Origin of the sequence: Clostridium sp. KLE 1755 (assembly GCF_000466465.2) — a bacterium.
Lineage (GTDB): Bacteria > Bacillota > Clostridia > Lachnospirales > Lachnospiraceae > Eisenbergiella > Eisenbergiella porci.
Genome location: NZ_KE992723.1, coordinates 1 through 16,555, shown reverse-complemented (window position 1 = coordinate 16,555; position 16,555 = coordinate 1). Strand labels below are relative to the sequence as shown.

Here is a 16,555-nt window from a genome sequence, read left to right as displayed (position 1 = left end):
CTCATACCTACCCTTCAAAAACCACCACTATTTCATATCTATACATTCACGTCTCAATACCTTCCGGCCTCCAGCGCCCGGGGCAGCGGGCACAGGACGACGGAGGCACCTCACTTCCCCGATAGACCTCCCATTCACTCCCCCACTGACGGCTTTGTGAGCATCGTCCGGGTCAGCTTCGCCAAAGATACCCCTCCCATGTGCATATCCTCATCTCCAAAACGCATCACCAGATTCTGCCCTTTCTCCATAGGAAGCCATTCCGTCAGCCCCGGCCCATTTGGATTTCCGTTCTTAACAAAATTGGAGATATAATCTACCATGGCATTGGAAAGCTTGTAATCCCATTCCATAAAAGGCCGCCAACTGCCTTCCAGCGTACCAAATACATACCAGAGATCAGAGGAATGCCACGCCCCACAGCCATCTCCCGGAAGCTGCCTGCAAAAGAAATAATCAAAGCTTTTGCACTTTCCCTGATCACTTTGCAACCGCGCCCAGCTCTTTGCCATTCTATAAATAATGGGGGGTACGATATCCTCGCTGGTGGAGCCGCACAAATAAGGCACTGCATGCTGTCTCCCTGCTTTTGAAGCAGACTCCGCAGACTCCATAAGCATTCTTCCGTCCAGCACAGGGCCGCAGAAAGCCATTGCGTTCTTTTTTCCCTTGCACAATGCCTGAAATACCTCAAATAGCCGTTGTGGTTCTGCCCTGCGCAATGCATCCAAATCCGATGCCCCCAAACGCCTTTCCAGCTCCTGCCAGAACGGATATGCCTCACTGGCCGGCCGGGTGGAAAACAGCCTGGATACGCCTCCTCCGCTGAGCATGATAGCCCCGCAAAAAAGTCCTTTGGTAAGAGGCGTTACACACAGCTGCTGCACACTCATGGCTCCCGCTGACTGCCCCATAATGGTTATCCTGTCGGGATTTCCACCGAAGGCGGCAATGTTGCCACGCACCCACTGCAGTGCGCACAGCTGATCAAACAAACCATAATTTCCCGTAAAGCCAGCTTCCTCTGCAAGCTCCGGCAGCGCGCAGAAGCCCATGGGCCCCAGCCGGTAATTACAGGTGACCAGAATCACCCCACGCCTGCAGTACGCTTCCCCGGAAAAATGCTTCTCATGCCCGCAGCCTCCCTTAAATCCGCCGCCATGAATGTAAAAAAGAACCGGCAGGCCTTCAGCGTCCACGGGCGCCCAAATATTCAGAAACAGGCAGTCGTCGCTATAGGTATAGCTTTCGCCTTTTCGGAATTCATTATAATAGAAAGCCTTCTCAGGGACCTCCTCCTCATTATAAAAAGCCCTCGGCTGCCAGGAACAGTTTCCGAACCGTCCGGCATCATATATGCCGTCCCAATGGTCCACCTGTACAGGATATTCAAAACGTCCTGCCCTGGCATATCGGATTCCCCGGAAAACAGCCGTTCCGTCCTCCTTTCCGGGAATTCCACGCACCGGCCCGCAACCGGTCTGAACCAGATAATCCTCCATCATTTATTTTCACTATCCTTCCGATGACAGGCGGCCGGCATCCATGGAAAGCGTTCCATCACATCCTCCTCAAAGGCTCTCAGCTGCGCAAGGCTCTCCACAACAGCAGGCACATCTATTCTTTTTACAAGCTCATCAATTAGCCGCCTTCCCTCCTGCGCAAGCTCCTGCCTGCGTTCGGCGGTGGGAACAGGCGTTGTGGAAGCATGATCCCCGGGATCCCCAAAGCAGTAGCCGACGCTTCCGCTTTGATAGGCCAGATTGAAAATCCGGTTAAACGGCGCCACCGTCTGCGGCTGCATGGAGAAAAATTCCGTTGTAAGCGGCACATCCTCCAACCTTCCCAAAATATCATACGCCCCCAGAAACATACCGTCCAGCTTTTCCATAAATCCCAACGGGTTCTTCTGCATATCCTCTGACGAAAACAGATCCCTGGCCGCTCCAAACATTTGCATGGTCATATCCATATAAAGAATTGGTACCCCTGTTTCATCAAAAAAGTCACGAACCATAGGGCTGCAGGTCATATGGGCCGGCCCATGCAGGCTGATATAGATCTGCCGCTTAAATCCCTGACGCAGCAGGCTGCGCGCAATAGCTCCCAGATAATCAATCCCCTGACGTATGCTCACCTGTGTGGTCCCCCGCCCGCTGGCTGTAGCTCCCGCATAAAAATAGGGTAGCCCGGACAAAACCAGCCCGTCACAGGCTTCGGCCATCTTCAGCGCCACCGCCTCGCTGATTACCGTTTCACAGTCAAGTGGCAGGCCTCCGTGCATTTCCACCGTTCCCACCGGAACGATGATGATATCATTATTTTCCAGATAAGCTTCTACCTCACTGTTCAGCAGTTTCGGCAAAAATCTGCTTCTAAGCTCCATTTTTTTCTCCTTCTTTCTTCTCCAAAACAACCGCTTTTATTCCTCCGCTTTGCCGCCTTCCTTTGAGGCTGCCATCAATGCACGGATTTCCGGCGTGATATTCCATACGAATTTCAGGGAAACCCAGCAAAGCAGCAGGAACACGGCGGGCGTAAGGACTACCAGCGCCTTGATTCCCATCTGGACTCCCGCGGTCTGTGTTTCAGCCCCCGGCATATATCCAATGACACCAAGAAGCGCAACTGCGGCGGATGAGCCGATTGCCTGTCCTATACGGCGCATCAGATTGAAGGTACCATAAATAGAACCTTCCGTTCTCTTTCCGGTAACATATTCATTGTAATCAATCGCTTCACCAACCATACCCCACTGCATCAGCACCGTGATTCCGCCGAAACCACTGGCAAAAGCGGACACTGCCATATACACGAAAATATTATTGGGAAGGAGGAATAAGATAACATACAGGACAACGCTGATAAGCTGACTGGCGCGCACAGTTTTTTCCAGTCCCGCCTTTGCCACTACCTTGGGAACAAGCGCAAGGAAAATAAAGCTTAACCCCATGCTGAATACTGTCATAAGCCCCATCATACTCAGCGCTCCCAATACATCACGGTACATATAAATGCCCAGTGTGGTTCCCATATACTGCATAATACAATAGAAAAGCCCCTGCAGACACAATGCCACAAAAGCACGGTTCCTTTTAAATACCACAAGGATGTCGGTAAACTTGATGTCACTGGAATCCTTAATATCATCCTCCGCAGGTCTCATGTTTCGTTCACAGGTCCATTTGCAGCTAAGTATGCATGCTGCAAAACCGATGATTGCACATACCGTAACCCCGAGAGTATACCCCAGCTGTGGATTGGCTGTCATTTTGTCAATGATGACAGGGAACATTGCCATCGGAATCAGGTTGCCGATCATGGATCCAAAGCCCCTGGCACTGGAAAGATTCGCCCGCTCCGCATCATTCCCGGCCATCGCACTGAGCAGAGAGCCGTAAGGTATGTTGAACATGGTATAGCTGGCCTCATACAACAGATAAGTAACAAGCGCCACAAGCACCTTAGCCGCGCCATTAGCATAGGTAGGCGCTGTATACATAAGTATGGATGTAATAAGAAGAAGCGGCGTTGCACGTACCATCCACGGACGGAATTTCCCCTTGCTGCTGTGGGTACGGGCGAAAATCTTATCCATCAGCGCCCCCATGAGTGGATCATTAATCGCATCCCATATTTTCAGTATCAGGTACATGGAAGCAACTGCTCCCGTTGATAGGCCGGCAACCTCTGTATAATAGGGGGTCAGAAAAGACCCCATAACGGCAAAAGTCATACAGCCGCCCAGATCTCCCATGGCATAACCGATCAAGTTTTTTTTGTTCAGACTGCTGTGGGAGGATGAAACCGATGTTTTTCCCATTTTTTTCTCCTTTTCGTATTAAGCGGCTTGCTATTTCCCCTCCGCTTCCGTATACTCAAAGCATACGGTATTGGAATTACAATTAAAATTGTAAAAATTGCAAATAACATTGTGATTCCAGCAAACAAATCAGTCATATTGTATGTAATGCATAAATAAAAGAGGTGCTTTTTATGGAAATTCCACAACATATTTTGAATAACAAGCAGTTTTTGAAAAGCATAAGCATGCAAAAATTATATCAGGTTATACAGGGACTGGACAGCAGCGAGGGAAATCTCTACCAACAGCTCCCCATGTTCCAGCAGGGTGCGCAGATCAACCACGATATCAGCTATACCGCTGATATCGTGGAGCTGCATTCCCACACATTTTATGAAATTCTGTTTATCTGCCAGGGTGAAAATGTGCAGTACCTGTGGAATAACAACCGCTACCGCCTTCAAAAAGGGGACGTCATGCTCATACCTCCCGGTGTAACCCACAGGCCTCTTTTTGCAGGTGAGTTGACGGAGCCTTACGAACGTTATGCATTATGGATAGAACCGGATTTTTTCAAAAGCCATGCCGCCCAGTTTCCTGTGCTGGACTATGCCCTGGAACAATGCCGCCTGGCCGACAGCGGGCTGCTGCGGAGTACCTCCGCCACCTACTCCGGCCTTTATGCAGGCTTCAACACCCTCTGGCTGGAGCAGGAAGGCCGGCGGTTCGGCTGGGAGGCCGCCGTTGCCCTGGGTGCTGTCCATCTGATGATTCATATCAGCCGCACCTTTTATTACCGCAATGCCTCCGTGGCCCAGACAGAAAGTCGCAGCCTGTTCGACGATGTGTTCCAATACATTGACACACATCTGTGTGAAAAACTCACTCTGGAGTATGTTGCCGGTCAGTTCCATGTTAGCACCTCAACCATTTCCCATCTGTTCCGCAGGCAGCTGGACGTCTCCTTTTACCATTGTGTAATCCAACGCCGCCTTATCAATGCAAAAAATAAAATCCTGCAGGGAATGTCCCTCCAGGATGTATGGGAAGCCTGCGGCTTCACTGACTATTCCTCTTTTTACCGCCTCTTTAAAAAAGAATACGGCATATCTCCCAGAGAATTCCGTACGCTGAACCTGAGGGATTAAAATGCCCCGCAGCCATGGCATTCCATCCATAGCAACGGGGCCATATTTTATGCAAACCGAATCTTACATGGGGCTGCAGACCGCCACGGTTTCTTCTCCTGTGGCACTCCCAGGCTCGCCGACAGTTCTGCATACAGATAATCTTCCGACAGATTAAAAAACTTTTTATCCATGGCAGTATTCTTTTTTCCCTGCGACAAACGCTCCTCATTCCACATCCACAGAGTCTTGATAATCTTAATCCACTACCGGCAGTCACAGCTGCTTAACGCCTGCCTGTAATTTTGCTCTCACTGCCTCTCATCCGCCAGCCGCTCTCACACTTTACGGCTATCATTTCAGATGCTATACTAATAGCAAAAATACGGCCCCCATTACTGCCGCAAGGCGAGGTGATACATAATGATAGAAATACTGAACGGCACGCATGAAACCGTGGCCTACCGGGAAATGAAAGGGATTAAGGTTTTTCTCAACACAGATCCCGAAGACTTTCCTCTCCACTGGCACACAGCGCTGGAGCTTATCATGCCGATCCGAAACGACTATACGGCCCGGACCAACGGAGAAACCATCCATGTTGTCCCGGGCGACATACTGTTGATTCCCCCGGGAGAGCTGCATTCGCTTTTCGCTCCGCCTGAAGGGGAACGCCTGTTTATGCAGTTTGACTACTCCCTGCTTTGCAGCCTGACGGGCATGGATTCCCTCCTGCACACGCTCCGCCCTTACCGCCTTATCCGGGCCGGTGGACAAAATGGGCTGGCTGAAACTCTCCGTGAGTATCTGGAAGAAATCAAACAGGAATACACCAGTGAGGATCCTTATCGGGAGCCCAGCGTCTATTCCCTGTTTCTTCGTTTTTTTGTGGCTCTCGGACGCAGTGATATGGCCGAAGGGAATAAGTTCCCTGACATTTCCCCCAGCAAACAGCAGGAATATATAGAAAAATTCATGTCCATCTGTACCTATATCAATGACCACTGCACGGAAGATCTGAGCATTGAAAAGCTGGCTGCCAGGGCGGGCTTCAGCAAGTATCATTTTTCCCGGCTGTTCAAGCAGTTTACCGGCGTGTCCTGCTATGAATACCTCATCGGCAGAAGAATCGCCTATGCGGAACGGCTGCTGCTTACGCCCAATCTTTCCATCACCGAGGTGGCCATGCAGTCCGGCTTCAACAGCCTTTCCACCTTTAACCGGATCTTCAAAACTGCCAAAAACTGCACGCCGTCCTCCTACAAATCGCTGAACAGGGGAACGCGGCTTGACACTGCCGGTTCCCCTGACTGAATTCTTTATTTTGCGCCTGTCATACATGCCGGCGCTTCGCACTGATCCAAAAAGTGATTTCAGCGGTAACAGCCCAGACCCATCCGGGCTGTTACCTTTTTTTAAAGGGTAATATCCACCTTTACAGGCTCCTGTCCTGTCAGGCTGATGCTTCTTGCATCAGGCTGGCTGATTCCCACATATAATGCAAAACGGGTACTGTCCACGTACTTCTTTCCTTCTTCATCCACAATCATGAGAGCCTCGTAAGGAACCTGCATTGTTACCTGTACGGTTTCCCCTTTTTTCAGGGCCACTCTCTTAAATGCGCAAAGGCTGTGATTGGGCACCGCATATTTGGATTCCAGATCCTTAATATATGCCTGCAGCACCTCATCGGTATCGTAATCCCCGTTATTTTCCAATACAGCGCTTACCTCAAAGGCTTCGCCTTCTTTGATTTCTCCCACGACTGCAGCCTCTTTTACCGAAACCTTGCCGTAGGTCAGGCCATAACCGAAGGGATAAAGCGGCTCTCTTTCCAGATAACGGTAGGTTCTGCCCTTCATGGAATAATCCTCAAAAGCCGGGAAGCCTTCCAGATCCTTGTAGAAGGTTACGGGAAGCTTGCCTGAAGGAGAACAGGTACCAAACAGAATATCTGCCGCAGCCTTACCTCCTCTGGCGCCGGGATACCATACCTGAAGGATGGCGTTCACATGCTCTGCCGCAAACTGCATGTCAATGGAGCTTCCTGACAGCATACATAATACCACAGGCTTACCGCAGCCGGCCACCGCCTCCAGAAGTTCTCTCTGGGATTCCGGCAGCTCCAGATCCTTTTTGTCGCCGGAAGCGTAGCTGTTTCCGGTATCGCCTTCCTCGCCTTCCAGATTCTCATCCAGTCCCAGACACAGAACCACAACGTCACTGTGCTCCGCAACGGTCAGCGCTTCTGAAATCCTGTCCTGTTTCCAGCCCAGATTTTCCACTCTGTCCTTATAAATATGGCAGCCCTCGGAATAATATACCCTTACACTGTCTCCCACCGCATCCTGAATTCCTTCCAGCATGGTGATATAGCGGGAAGAGGTGCCGTGATAGTTTCCAACCAGCGGTTTACGGCTGTCTGCGTTAGGTCCGATAACGCCGATTGTGTTCAGTTTTTCCTTACAAAGAGGCAGCGTTCCGTCATTTTTCAACAGAACCATGCTCTCTCTTGCCATTTTCTGAGCCAGTTCCAGATGCTCCTTACATTCCACCACTTCATAAGGAATCTTATCGTATTCATTTTCATCAAAGCAGCCCAGCAAAAATCTGGTGGTAAAAAGCCGTTCCGCTGCCTGGGTAATTTCCTCTTCCGTAACCATACCCTGCTCATAAGCTTTCAGCAAATGCAGATAGGTTATGCCGCAGTTTACATCGCAACCGGATTTCAACGCTAAAGCTGCTGATTCTTCCGGTGTTTTTGTTACCATATGGTGCATATGAAAATCTCTGATCGCCCAGCAGTCAGATACATAATGTCCCTGGAAATCCCACTCTCCACGAAGAATGTCACGAATCAGCGTCGGGCTACCGCAACAGGGCTCGCCGTTTGTTCTGTTATAGGCGCCCATAACGGCTTCCACGCCGGCTTCCTTCACGCAGGCTTCAAAAGCGGGCAGATAGGTTTCATACATATCCTTTTTGCTTGCTTTGGCATCAAATTCATGACGCACGCCCTCCGGCCCGGAATGTACTGCAAAATGCTTTGCGCAGGCCGCTGTTTTCATATATTCGTCATCCTGGCTGCCCTGCAGTCCCTCCACATAGGCAACGCCAAGACGTGAGGTCAGGTACGGATCTTCCCCATAGGTTTCATGGCCTCTTCCCCATCTGGGATCACGGAAAATATTCACATTGGGCGACCAGAAGGTCAGTCCCTTGTAGATATCCCTGTCGTCATGCCTGGAATATTCGTTGTATTTTGCCCTTCCTTCCGTTGCCACCGCGTCTCCCACTGTCTTCAGCAGCTCCTCGTCAAAAGCGGCAGCCATTGCTATGGCCTGCGGAAAGCTGGTCGCCACGCCTGCCCTGGCTACGCCGTGAAGCGCTTCATTCCACCAGTTATAGGTAGGGACGCCAAGTCTGGGAATGGCAGGAGCGTCATAACGCAGCTGGGACGCGCGCTCCTCCAATGTCATCTGGGCAACCAGCTCTTTTGCCTTTTGTCTGGCCTTTTCTCTGTCTCTCATACATTTCCTCCTGTTTTGCGGACAAAATACGACCTCTAAGCGGGCAGGGGATTTTCCTCCCAGCCATATTTCAGATTCCGCTGTTCACACTTTTCAGATTTTAAACGCCCCTTTTCCGGCTTCGGCCGCCGTTTTTTCATATATCTATTCCTTTTCCGGCTGCTTTCGTACCATTTTCCGGAAGGAAAAAGAGACGCTTTACTGTTGTTTTGATTATATCAGTTTCCTTACCGAAGGGGCTTGCGAAATATAGCTTGCTGATGACTAAATATTGCGGTCCTTTTATATGGTTAATATGATGACACCGCCGGCTACAGCCCGCCCACACCAGGGCCTGGCCGCATGGATTCAATGAAATGCCGGCTGTTACTGCCCAAACTGAAGGTGAGCCACTGCCGACTGGCTGACAGTTGCAATCCGGGTTTTTATTTTATAAAAAATTAATTGTATGATCACAGGTATACTGTTAAAATAGGAATACACCGGCGGCCGGAATTATGTGAAAGCCCTGTCTGTCGGAACAAACAATCCCTATCTTCATTTATTGTCATACTTCTAATTCGTTTTTCTGTCCGTCTCGGACATGAATTCCAATCAAGAATCAAAAATACCATGCCTGGTAAACCAGGAAAAAGTACAAAATAAAACACAAAAAACAGGTAAGATACGGTTGTCCGGTGTCGGATTTTCAGTTATAATTATATGGCAGGCAGAACTTTATACATAGCTTACGGAACGGAGGCTGTGTGAAAGGACGCAGGAAAAAAGCAGAAGCAAACTCTGCCGCATGGAAAGCTTCCAAGGAGAAGGTTCCCTATCATAAGTTTGCAAAAGAGCGCGAACCGCAACAAAGCAACGGACAGAACTCAGGGGAAAAGCCGGTCTGGCACTCTGAGGATCTGGGCCTGAAAACAGCTGCCCAATATTTTGGTGCAGAGCTGATGCCGCTGCTGGGTATTCCGGGGACAGTGGAGTACATTGCGCCGACCGAAACCGTGAAACTGGAAGCAAGACATTTTTATCAGGATTTCAACTATGCGACAAATGAAAAAAGCTGGATACATTTCGAATTTGAAAGCGATCATATCACAAACGAAGACCTGAAACGTTTCCGGGAATACGAGGCCGCCACCAGCCGGGCGCATAATGTGGATGTAATTACTTATGTCATCTGCTCCGCCAACGTCAAGAACCCCCGTTATCAGTTAATCTCCGGCATTAATGTGTACCGTGTCAGGATTATACGGCTGAAAGGACGGGATTCGGATCTTCTTTTCAAGGCTGTGGAGGAGAAAAAGGCCGGAGGAGAGGCGCTGACGAAAGCGGATCTTGTACCGCTTCTTCTGACGCCGCTGATGTCCGGCAGCATGAAAATTAAAGAGCGGATTATCCGGAGCCTGAAAATACTGTATACGGCAAGGGACTGCATAACTCCGCTGGAAATGGAAAAAATGCAGGCGGTATTATATACGTTTGCAGACAAGTTCCTGAACAAAAATGAATTGGATAACGTGAAAGAGGTGATTACAATGACGACATTGGGGAGAATGATATTTAATGACGGCGTTGAAAAAGGCATCCGCGCCATGGTTCTGGAAAATCTGGAGGAAGACGTCTGCGATGAGCGGATCTGTGAAAAGCTCCAGAAGCATTTTTCTCTTACCCGGGAGGAAGCGGAGGAAAAGGTGCAAAAATATAAAACACAGGAATAACACAGCCGGAGGGGCCGCACGCCCCTCCTTTTCCTCATACCACATGTTCCTTCTTCTTTTTTTTCTTCCAAACCCGCAGTGCAAACGTTACCGCCGCCGTTCCCATGGCAATCCATATAAAAGCGGAACAGGAATCCAGATACTCTGTTATAATCCCCCAGGATTCCCCCGCCACCGCTCCCAACACAACGAGCACAGTATCCCAGATGAGGCTCCCCGCCACAGTAAAGACTGTGAATACCGCCAGGTTCATCCTTGCCATCCCGGCCGGAATAGATATGAGACTGCGGATAATCGGCACACATCGGCCGAAGAAAACAGCCTTTCTGCCCCGGCCGTCAAACCACTTCAGGGTATCCGAAATCTCCTCCTTCTTAAAGCCCAGCCTTTTGCAGAATTTACTGTCCAGCAGTCTGCCCAGCCGCTGCGGACTCAGCAGTGCCCCCGCTCCATAAAGTAAAAAGGCGCTGGCAACGGAAGCTGCTGTGGATACAAAAATGACCCCCGCGATGGTCATCTTCGAACAGGTCGTCAGGAATCCGCCGAAGGTCAGGATAACCTCCGACGGAATGGGCGGAAAAATGGTCTCCACCACAATCAGAAGCCCAATCCCCAGATAACCGAACCGATTCATAATTTCAATCACTATTTCCTGCATATGTTGTCTCTGTCTTCTTCGCTTATTATTCAGTTTATGCCTTTTTTCCTCCATTCAGCACAAAATCGTAATGATTCAGACAACCGCCTTGTTTCGCAGGAACTTATTCCGTTACCTTAGTAATCTGCACCCATTCCAGCAGCTTTTCGATTGCCGGATTGTGGTTTTCCGTCAGCCAGCTTACCTCAAAATCCAGCGTTTCCTCCTCCAAATCCTCCTTCAGCATAGGAATCACCACCAGATTCCGGGTATTTCTGTAATACCTGACAGCATATTCCGGCAGAATGGCAATCCCAAGCCCTGCAGAAACCATCAGCAGGAGGGTCTGCACCTCTTTTTCCCGGCTTACAATATTCGGCGCGAAGCCGCCCCTGTCGTAGCACAGGATAACCTCCTCCGCCTCATCATTGGGCCGCCCCTTGGGCTGCATGATAATAAATTCCTCCCCGGACAAATCCCGGTAGGACAAATGCTTCCTGGAGGTGAGCGGATGCCCCGGATACAGCACGGCCATCAACGGATAGGACTTTAGGAAACGGTGGCTCAGCTCATGGTAATTATGTACATACGGTGACAGATTAAAGGCCACATCACACTCCCCGTCCTCCAGAAGGCTGTACAAAGCACTCATATTTTCCCGGATCAGCCGGATGGAAATATTGGGATAGGCTTCATGAAAGCTGCGTACCGTCTCTGAAAAAAGGCTCTGCTCATAGCCCCTGATAAATCCGATGGATATGGTGCCGGAAAACCCCTCCGCCGCAGAGCGGGCCAGCTTAACCGCTTCCTCCGACCGGGACAGAATGGCCTTCGCCTCATACATGAATACCCTGCCCGCAGGCGTCAGCTCCACATGATGCTTATCCCTGATAAAAAGAAGAACCCCTATGCTTTCCTCCAGCGCCCTGATCTGCTGCGTCATGGCTGTCTGGGAAATAAAACATTTCCTGGCCGCCCTGGTAAAATTCAAGGTTTCTGCCACCGACACAAAATACTCCAGCTGTTTCAGATTCATCTTGCCTGTTCCCTTCCTTCTTGGCTTGTAATAAGTTTTACTTATTGTAATATGCAATCTTCCAATTTGCAACCAGCTATTTTTTATCCTATAATTCATTTAATGAATTACAAAAGAAAGCAGGTACAGAAAATTGAAATCATTGAAAAACTTTTATGAGGGCGGCTATGCAAAATACATCCTGCCGGGCGTTCTCCTGCAGTCCGTTCTCATCGGCGGCGGCTACGCTACCGGGCGTGAAATATATTCCTACGGCGCTAAATTCGGCGCCATGGGCTGGATCTCCGGCCTGACCATTGGTATCGGCTTTGCGCTGTTCGCCTTTCTGACCTTTGAAATCTGCCGCATTTACAAGGTTTATGACTACAAAAATTATATCAGGCAGGTCATAGGGCCGCTTTGGCCTGTCATGGACATCCTGACCGTGCTCATCGCAATTGTCCTTATCGCCGTTATGGCCGCCGCCACAGGAAGCATTTTTGAACAGGTCGGCCTGCCGAATATCTTAGGCTCCGTGGTGATCGTATTCCTCTGCGGGCTCCTGAACTTCAAGGGCTCCAAGGTCATTGAAAAATTCGAATCCGTAGGCACCGTCCTCCTATACGGCGGCTATATCCTCTTTACCATCATTGTACTGGTCAAAAAAGGCGGCAACATCCCCCAGGTATTTGCAGCCATGGATACCAGCGCAGTCGGCGGAAGCGTTACTCTCCCGCTGTGCATCTGGACAGGTATCCTCTATGTGGCTTATAATATAAATGCAATCCCCATGGGCATGTTTTCCCTGACCAGGCAGACAAAACGGAAGGAAACGCTGGTTTCCGGAATTATCGCCGGGCTTCTGATGGTAATTCCCTGGTTCCTTTCCTATTTTGCAATGATGTGCTTTTACGGCGACACCTCGATTGTAGGCGCGGACGTGGCTACTCCCTGGATGGAAATGATTAAAGCGGTAAACGGCGGCCCGGTGCTTCTGGGGCTTTTCAGCCTCGTTATGGGCTGGACCCTGGTGGAAACAGCCACCGGCTGTATCCATATGATCATCGACCGTTTTGACGTGGCTCTCGCGGAAAGGGGCAATGCCAAAATGTCGGATCGCAAGCGCGGGCTGATTACCGTGGCAACCCTGATTGCGGCCCTTCTGCTTTCCAGAATCGGTGTGGTTACCCTGATAGAAAAGGGCTATTCTTATCTGTCCTATGGCTTCATCCTTTTCTACCTGCTTCCCACCCTGATTATCGGCGGATACAAAATCCTCCGTCACAAAGAGAAAAAACAGTAAGTGTGAAAGAACGCGGCAGGCCAGTTATCTGAACATCCACGAAGGAACAGAACTATTGTAACAGTTCAGACCTGTCTGAATTATTACAAACAATTATCATTATATAAATAAAAGACAGGAGATATGGATTATGAAATATGTAGGCTATTACAACGGAGAAATCGGCCCTCTTGAGGAAATGAAAATCCCCATGCTGGACCGCGCCGTATACTTCGGCGACGGCTGCTATGATGCAACCACCTTTGCACACAATCATATTTTTGCGGTAAAGGATCATGTGGACCGTTTTTACAACAGCTGCAAGATGCTGGAGATTCCCTTTGATATACCCAGGGAAACTCTTGTAGAGGAGCTGCAGAAATGTATCGATGCCAACGAACTGGATCACGGCATGCTCTACTGGCAGTGTTCCCGCGGGACGGCGCTGCGCGCCCACAATTTCCCTCCGGCGGACGTTAAGCCCAACCTGATGATTTTTACCGTTCCCTGTGAACTGGTGCCTATGGATCAGGCCTTTAAGCTAATTTCCATGGAGGATACCCGCTTCCTTCATTGCAATATCAAAACACTGAATCTGATTCCCAGCGTTATCGCTTATCAGCGCTGCATGGAATCGGGCTGTCAGGAAACCATTTTCCACAGAGGCGACCGGGTAACGGAATGCGCACACAGCAACGTCCTGATGATTAAGGACGGCGTTCTCTGCACGCCTCCCAGGGATAATCTGATTCTGCCCGGCATCACGCTCAAGCATCTCCTGGAGCTGGCGCAGGCCAACGGAATTCCCACAAAGGAAGCGCCCTTCACCATGGATGAGCTGAGAGATGCAGATGAAATTATCATCAGCAGCTCCGGCGGACTCTGCATCAGGGCCGTGGAGCTGGACGGAAAGCCTGTGGGCGGAAAAGATCCTGCCACCCTGAAAAAGCTGCAGGACGCTTATACGGCATTCTATGATAAGGATACCAATTATTAATATGTGAAAACAGCCGGCATCTGAAAATCAAATACCTCGCTGCAAGCCACGAGGTATCAAACTTGCAGCGCTGCAGAGCAGCAGGGTCTTTGACCCTCGCGTCATTCGCCAAATATCCATGCAAGCATGGATACCTGGCTCGTTGCTCGCGGGAATAAAAGTGTGCAGGCCTGCCAGCCTGGTTCTGAAAGAACCATTGACGGCAGCCTGCACACTTTTTCTGTACTGTTATACACAGTGCAGAAATTAGTTACCCAAGAAATTCACAAAGCCTGTACTGAGTCAGAAGATTTTTTATCAGCGTACCTTTGAGCACTCTTAACTCCATCTCAACTCCTCCTTTTTCTTTTCAGGATCTGCGTGTTGTTTCCGATACATTAACCATCACGGCTTTGTTATTGCTTCCCGCCGGGTATCTGACTGATTAACCAAACGGTTAATTCAATTGCTTTTTCCTGAAATTTGAGAAAGTATAGTGAGCCTGACGGGTTTTGTCAAGTCCATAAAATTTTTTCTGCTATCTTTTATAAAGCTTCATTTTGCTATCGTCATTACAGCGCAGTCTTCCCTTTTTCCTTTCGCCGGCAGTTTTTTTCCGATACTGCGCTAATCAGGCAGTAGAATAGCGGGAAAGATGTCCGGTTTTTAGAAAAACAAAAGTTTCATGTATTTAGGGCTGGCCGCCGCGCCGGAGACTTGGTACAATAGTTCCTATACAACACATCGATGTATTTTTACAAAGGGGGATATTATGAGAAAGAAATTCATCTTTGCAGCAGTATGCGGCGCACTGCTTCTCAGTGCATGTTCAAAGGAAGTGGAAAACGAACCTTTGGAAATCAGCCTGGCATCTGAAAACTATGCTGTGGAATATACGGGCCTTCTCAAGGATGGGATTCCTGAGGGCGCTGCAGCCTTCACAGGAGAAGAACCTGACGGTTCCAAATGGAACGGCGAGGGAAATTTTGAATCCGGGAAATTGTCGGATGCCAGGGTAGCATCCTTTCCCATGGAACTCGAAGCGGCAGGGCAAAAATATACGGGAACCTTTGAGGGGGATGTCAACGGGGACTGTTTCTCCGGAACATTTACCGGTATGGACGGACTGGTGTATCAAGGTGATATTATCAATAACTGCACCTCCGGAAAAGGGAAGATAGAAGGGCTTGCTTATACCTTAAATGAGAGGGGACGGCAGATAGAAGGGATTTATTCCGGTGACATAAATAATTCCGCAATAACAGGCAGCGGTCAATTTACCTCAAACGATAAAGCATTTATATATGAAGGCGGTTTTGAGGATGGTATGCTAAAGGGCGCCGGCAAATTAAAGGATAACGCCTATCTGGTTAATTTCTCCGAGGTAGACAGAGTAGGGCAATATGAGGGAGATACCATTGACGGCCTGGCAGATGGGCAGGGTACTTTTTCAGCCGTTAATACTTATAATGAGCCATATACATATCAGGGAGGCTGGAAACATGGACTCTTTCATGGTTATGGTTCCAGGATATTGGAAAATGAAGATTTAATGGATTATACCGGGAATTATATAGAGGGTGAATATGCTCCAAATGCGCAGGAATTTTTTACTTCATTGGGTACCTCAGGTTCTTTCCCTTATACAGTTACTGAGTTAGCGGACAACTTCCTGTCTGAGCATGACCAGCTTTTTTTCGAACACAATATAGACGATTACAGTTCCTTTCTTGATGAAGAATTCAGTTTTAAGAAATTCGAAAAAAATCCGGCCAAATTCGGAGACAAACTCATTGATTTAAAACGCCTTCAGGTAGTACAGATTTCAGAGGTTAAATACAGTGAATATCTGCCTGTTGTCACTACTATAATTGCCAGTAACTCTAATAATATCTATTGGATTTATTATATTGGCGGGTGTGATGATGTATACGCAGGAAGTACGATTGAAGCACATCTGCTTCCCCTGGGATACGGATCCTATACAACATTGCTTGGGACAAGCAGAACAGCCATGGCAGCTGCCGCTGCAGCGATCAGATAACTGTTTAATAGAAGGATTTATCACTTATGCCGATAACGATGACTGGAAAAACAGAAAGTAAATCACTGTAATTTCATGCAAAAACACCAGCAAAAAAAGCTGGTGTTTTTGCGCGTTATGCCAAAGGCCAAACAGAAACCTTATATAAATATATTTCAATAACGGCCAGGAAAATCCGGATGCAGCCTTCTGCCACACTGCCGAAGGCAATATGAAAATAGCTGGTTACTGCTGCCTGTCTGTATATTTATCCACAAGCATTATGGCATCCTTTTCTGACAGTCCGAATCTGCTTACCAGCTTTTCGATAATCTGCTGTCTGTTTTTTCCTTCTTCCAGATTATCTAAAATAAAAATCTGCAGCCCTTTTTCAAATCCCTCTTTTTCGCCTTCCATACGCACATACTTCTCCCTCGCCTTCCGGTCC

At 48.9% G+C, this 16,555-nt stretch carries 13 protein-coding genes; 6 read left to right on the top strand and 7 right to left on the bottom strand.

Annotation, left to right across the window (positions count from 1 at the left end):
- Positions 1-134 precede the first annotated feature (134 nt).
- The 3 genes from HMPREF1548_RS16090 to HMPREF1548_RS16080 are packed head-to-tail and all read right to left on the bottom strand — an operon-like array spanning position 135 to position 3,823.
- Entirely contained in the window at positions 135-1,505 is a 1,371-nt protein-coding gene (locus HMPREF1548_RS16090; protein ID WP_021637394.1) for a carboxylesterase/lipase family protein, read from the bottom strand.
- Positions 1,502-2,386 carry a creatininase family protein gene (locus HMPREF1548_RS16085; protein ID WP_021637393.1) on the bottom strand — a complete coding sequence of 295 codons (885 nt, stop codon included), beginning with the start codon at positions 2,384-2,386 and terminating at the stop codon, positions 1,502-1,504. Before HMPREF1548_RS16085 ends, HMPREF1548_RS16090 begins: the two co-directional genes overlap by 4 nt.
- 36 nt (positions 2,387-2,422) lie before the next feature.
- Positions 2,423-3,823, bottom strand: a complete 1,401-nt coding sequence (locus HMPREF1548_RS16080) for an MFS transporter (protein WP_021637392.1) — start codon at positions 3,821-3,823, stop codon at positions 2,423-2,425.
- Between the two features lie 173 nt (positions 3,824-3,996).
- Between HMPREF1548_RS16080 and HMPREF1548_RS16075 the strand changes: the two genes are divergently transcribed.
- The gene (locus HMPREF1548_RS16075; RefSeq protein ID WP_021637391.1) at positions 3,997-4,953 is read left to right on the top strand and encodes an AraC family transcriptional regulator; all 957 of its coding nucleotides are present in this window, start codon (positions 3,997-3,999) and stop codon (positions 4,951-4,953) included.
- A gap of 402 nt (positions 4,954-5,355) precedes the next feature.
- Positions 5,356-6,246 (top strand): helix-turn-helix domain-containing protein, encoded by an 891-nt coding sequence (locus HMPREF1548_RS16070; RefSeq protein ID WP_021637389.1) that lies wholly within the window; start codon positions 5,356-5,358, stop codon positions 6,244-6,246.
- Between the two features lie 101 nt (positions 6,247-6,347).
- Here HMPREF1548_RS16070 and HMPREF1548_RS16065 read toward each other — a convergent pair whose 3' ends face one another.
- Complete coding sequence (locus tag HMPREF1548_RS16065) at positions 6,348-8,462, bottom strand: glycoside hydrolase family 3 C-terminal domain-containing protein (RefSeq protein WP_021637387.1); 2,115 nt, start codon at positions 8,460-8,462, stop codon at positions 6,348-6,350.
- Between the two features lie 746 nt (positions 8,463-9,208).
- On the opposite strand from HMPREF1548_RS16065, the gene HMPREF1548_RS16060 reads away from it, so the two are divergent.
- Entirely contained in the window at positions 9,209-10,174 is a 966-nt protein-coding gene (locus HMPREF1548_RS16060; protein WP_021637383.1) for a hypothetical protein, read from the top strand.
- A gap of 34 nt (positions 10,175-10,208) precedes the next feature.
- Here the strand turns inward: HMPREF1548_RS16060 and HMPREF1548_RS16055 are convergent, their stop codons facing one another.
- A complete protein-coding gene (locus HMPREF1548_RS16055; RefSeq protein ID WP_025488623.1) occupies positions 10,209-10,832 on the bottom strand; it encodes a DedA family protein in 624 nt (207 codons plus the stop codon).
- 103 nt (positions 10,833-10,935) lie between these two features.
- Positions 10,936-11,847 carry a LysR family transcriptional regulator gene (locus HMPREF1548_RS16050; RefSeq protein ID WP_035322459.1) on the bottom strand — a complete coding sequence of 304 codons (912 nt, stop codon included), beginning with the start codon at positions 11,845-11,847 and terminating at the stop codon, positions 10,936-10,938.
- A gap of 133 nt (positions 11,848-11,980) precedes the next feature.
- Here HMPREF1548_RS16050 and HMPREF1548_RS16045 point away from each other — a divergent pair, with 133 nt between their 5' ends.
- The 3 genes from HMPREF1548_RS16045 (at position 11,981) to HMPREF1548_RS16035 (ending at position 16,128) form a co-directional block, all read left to right on the top strand.
- Positions 11,981-13,129 carry a YkvI family membrane protein gene (locus HMPREF1548_RS16045; protein WP_025488621.1) on the top strand — a complete coding sequence of 383 codons (1,149 nt, stop codon included), beginning with the start codon at positions 11,981-11,983 and terminating at the stop codon, positions 13,127-13,129.
- A gap of 130 nt (positions 13,130-13,259) precedes the next feature.
- The gene (locus HMPREF1548_RS16040; RefSeq protein WP_021637379.1) at positions 13,260-14,105 is read left to right on the top strand and encodes an aminotransferase class IV; all 846 of its coding nucleotides are present in this window, start codon (positions 13,260-13,262) and stop codon (positions 14,103-14,105) included.
- A gap of 751 nt (positions 14,106-14,856) precedes the next feature.
- Positions 14,857-16,128 carry an MORN repeat-containing protein gene (locus HMPREF1548_RS16035; protein WP_035322455.1) on the top strand — a complete coding sequence of 424 codons (1,272 nt, stop codon included), beginning with the start codon at positions 14,857-14,859 and terminating at the stop codon, positions 16,126-16,128.
- A 225-nt stretch (positions 16,129-16,353) separates the two neighbouring features.
- On the opposite strand, the gene HMPREF1548_RS16030 is transcribed toward HMPREF1548_RS16035, so the two are convergent.
- The coding region (locus HMPREF1548_RS16030) for a cytochrome c-type biogenesis protein (protein ID WP_021637373.1) at positions 16,354-16,555 on the bottom strand (202 nt) is incomplete at its 5' end.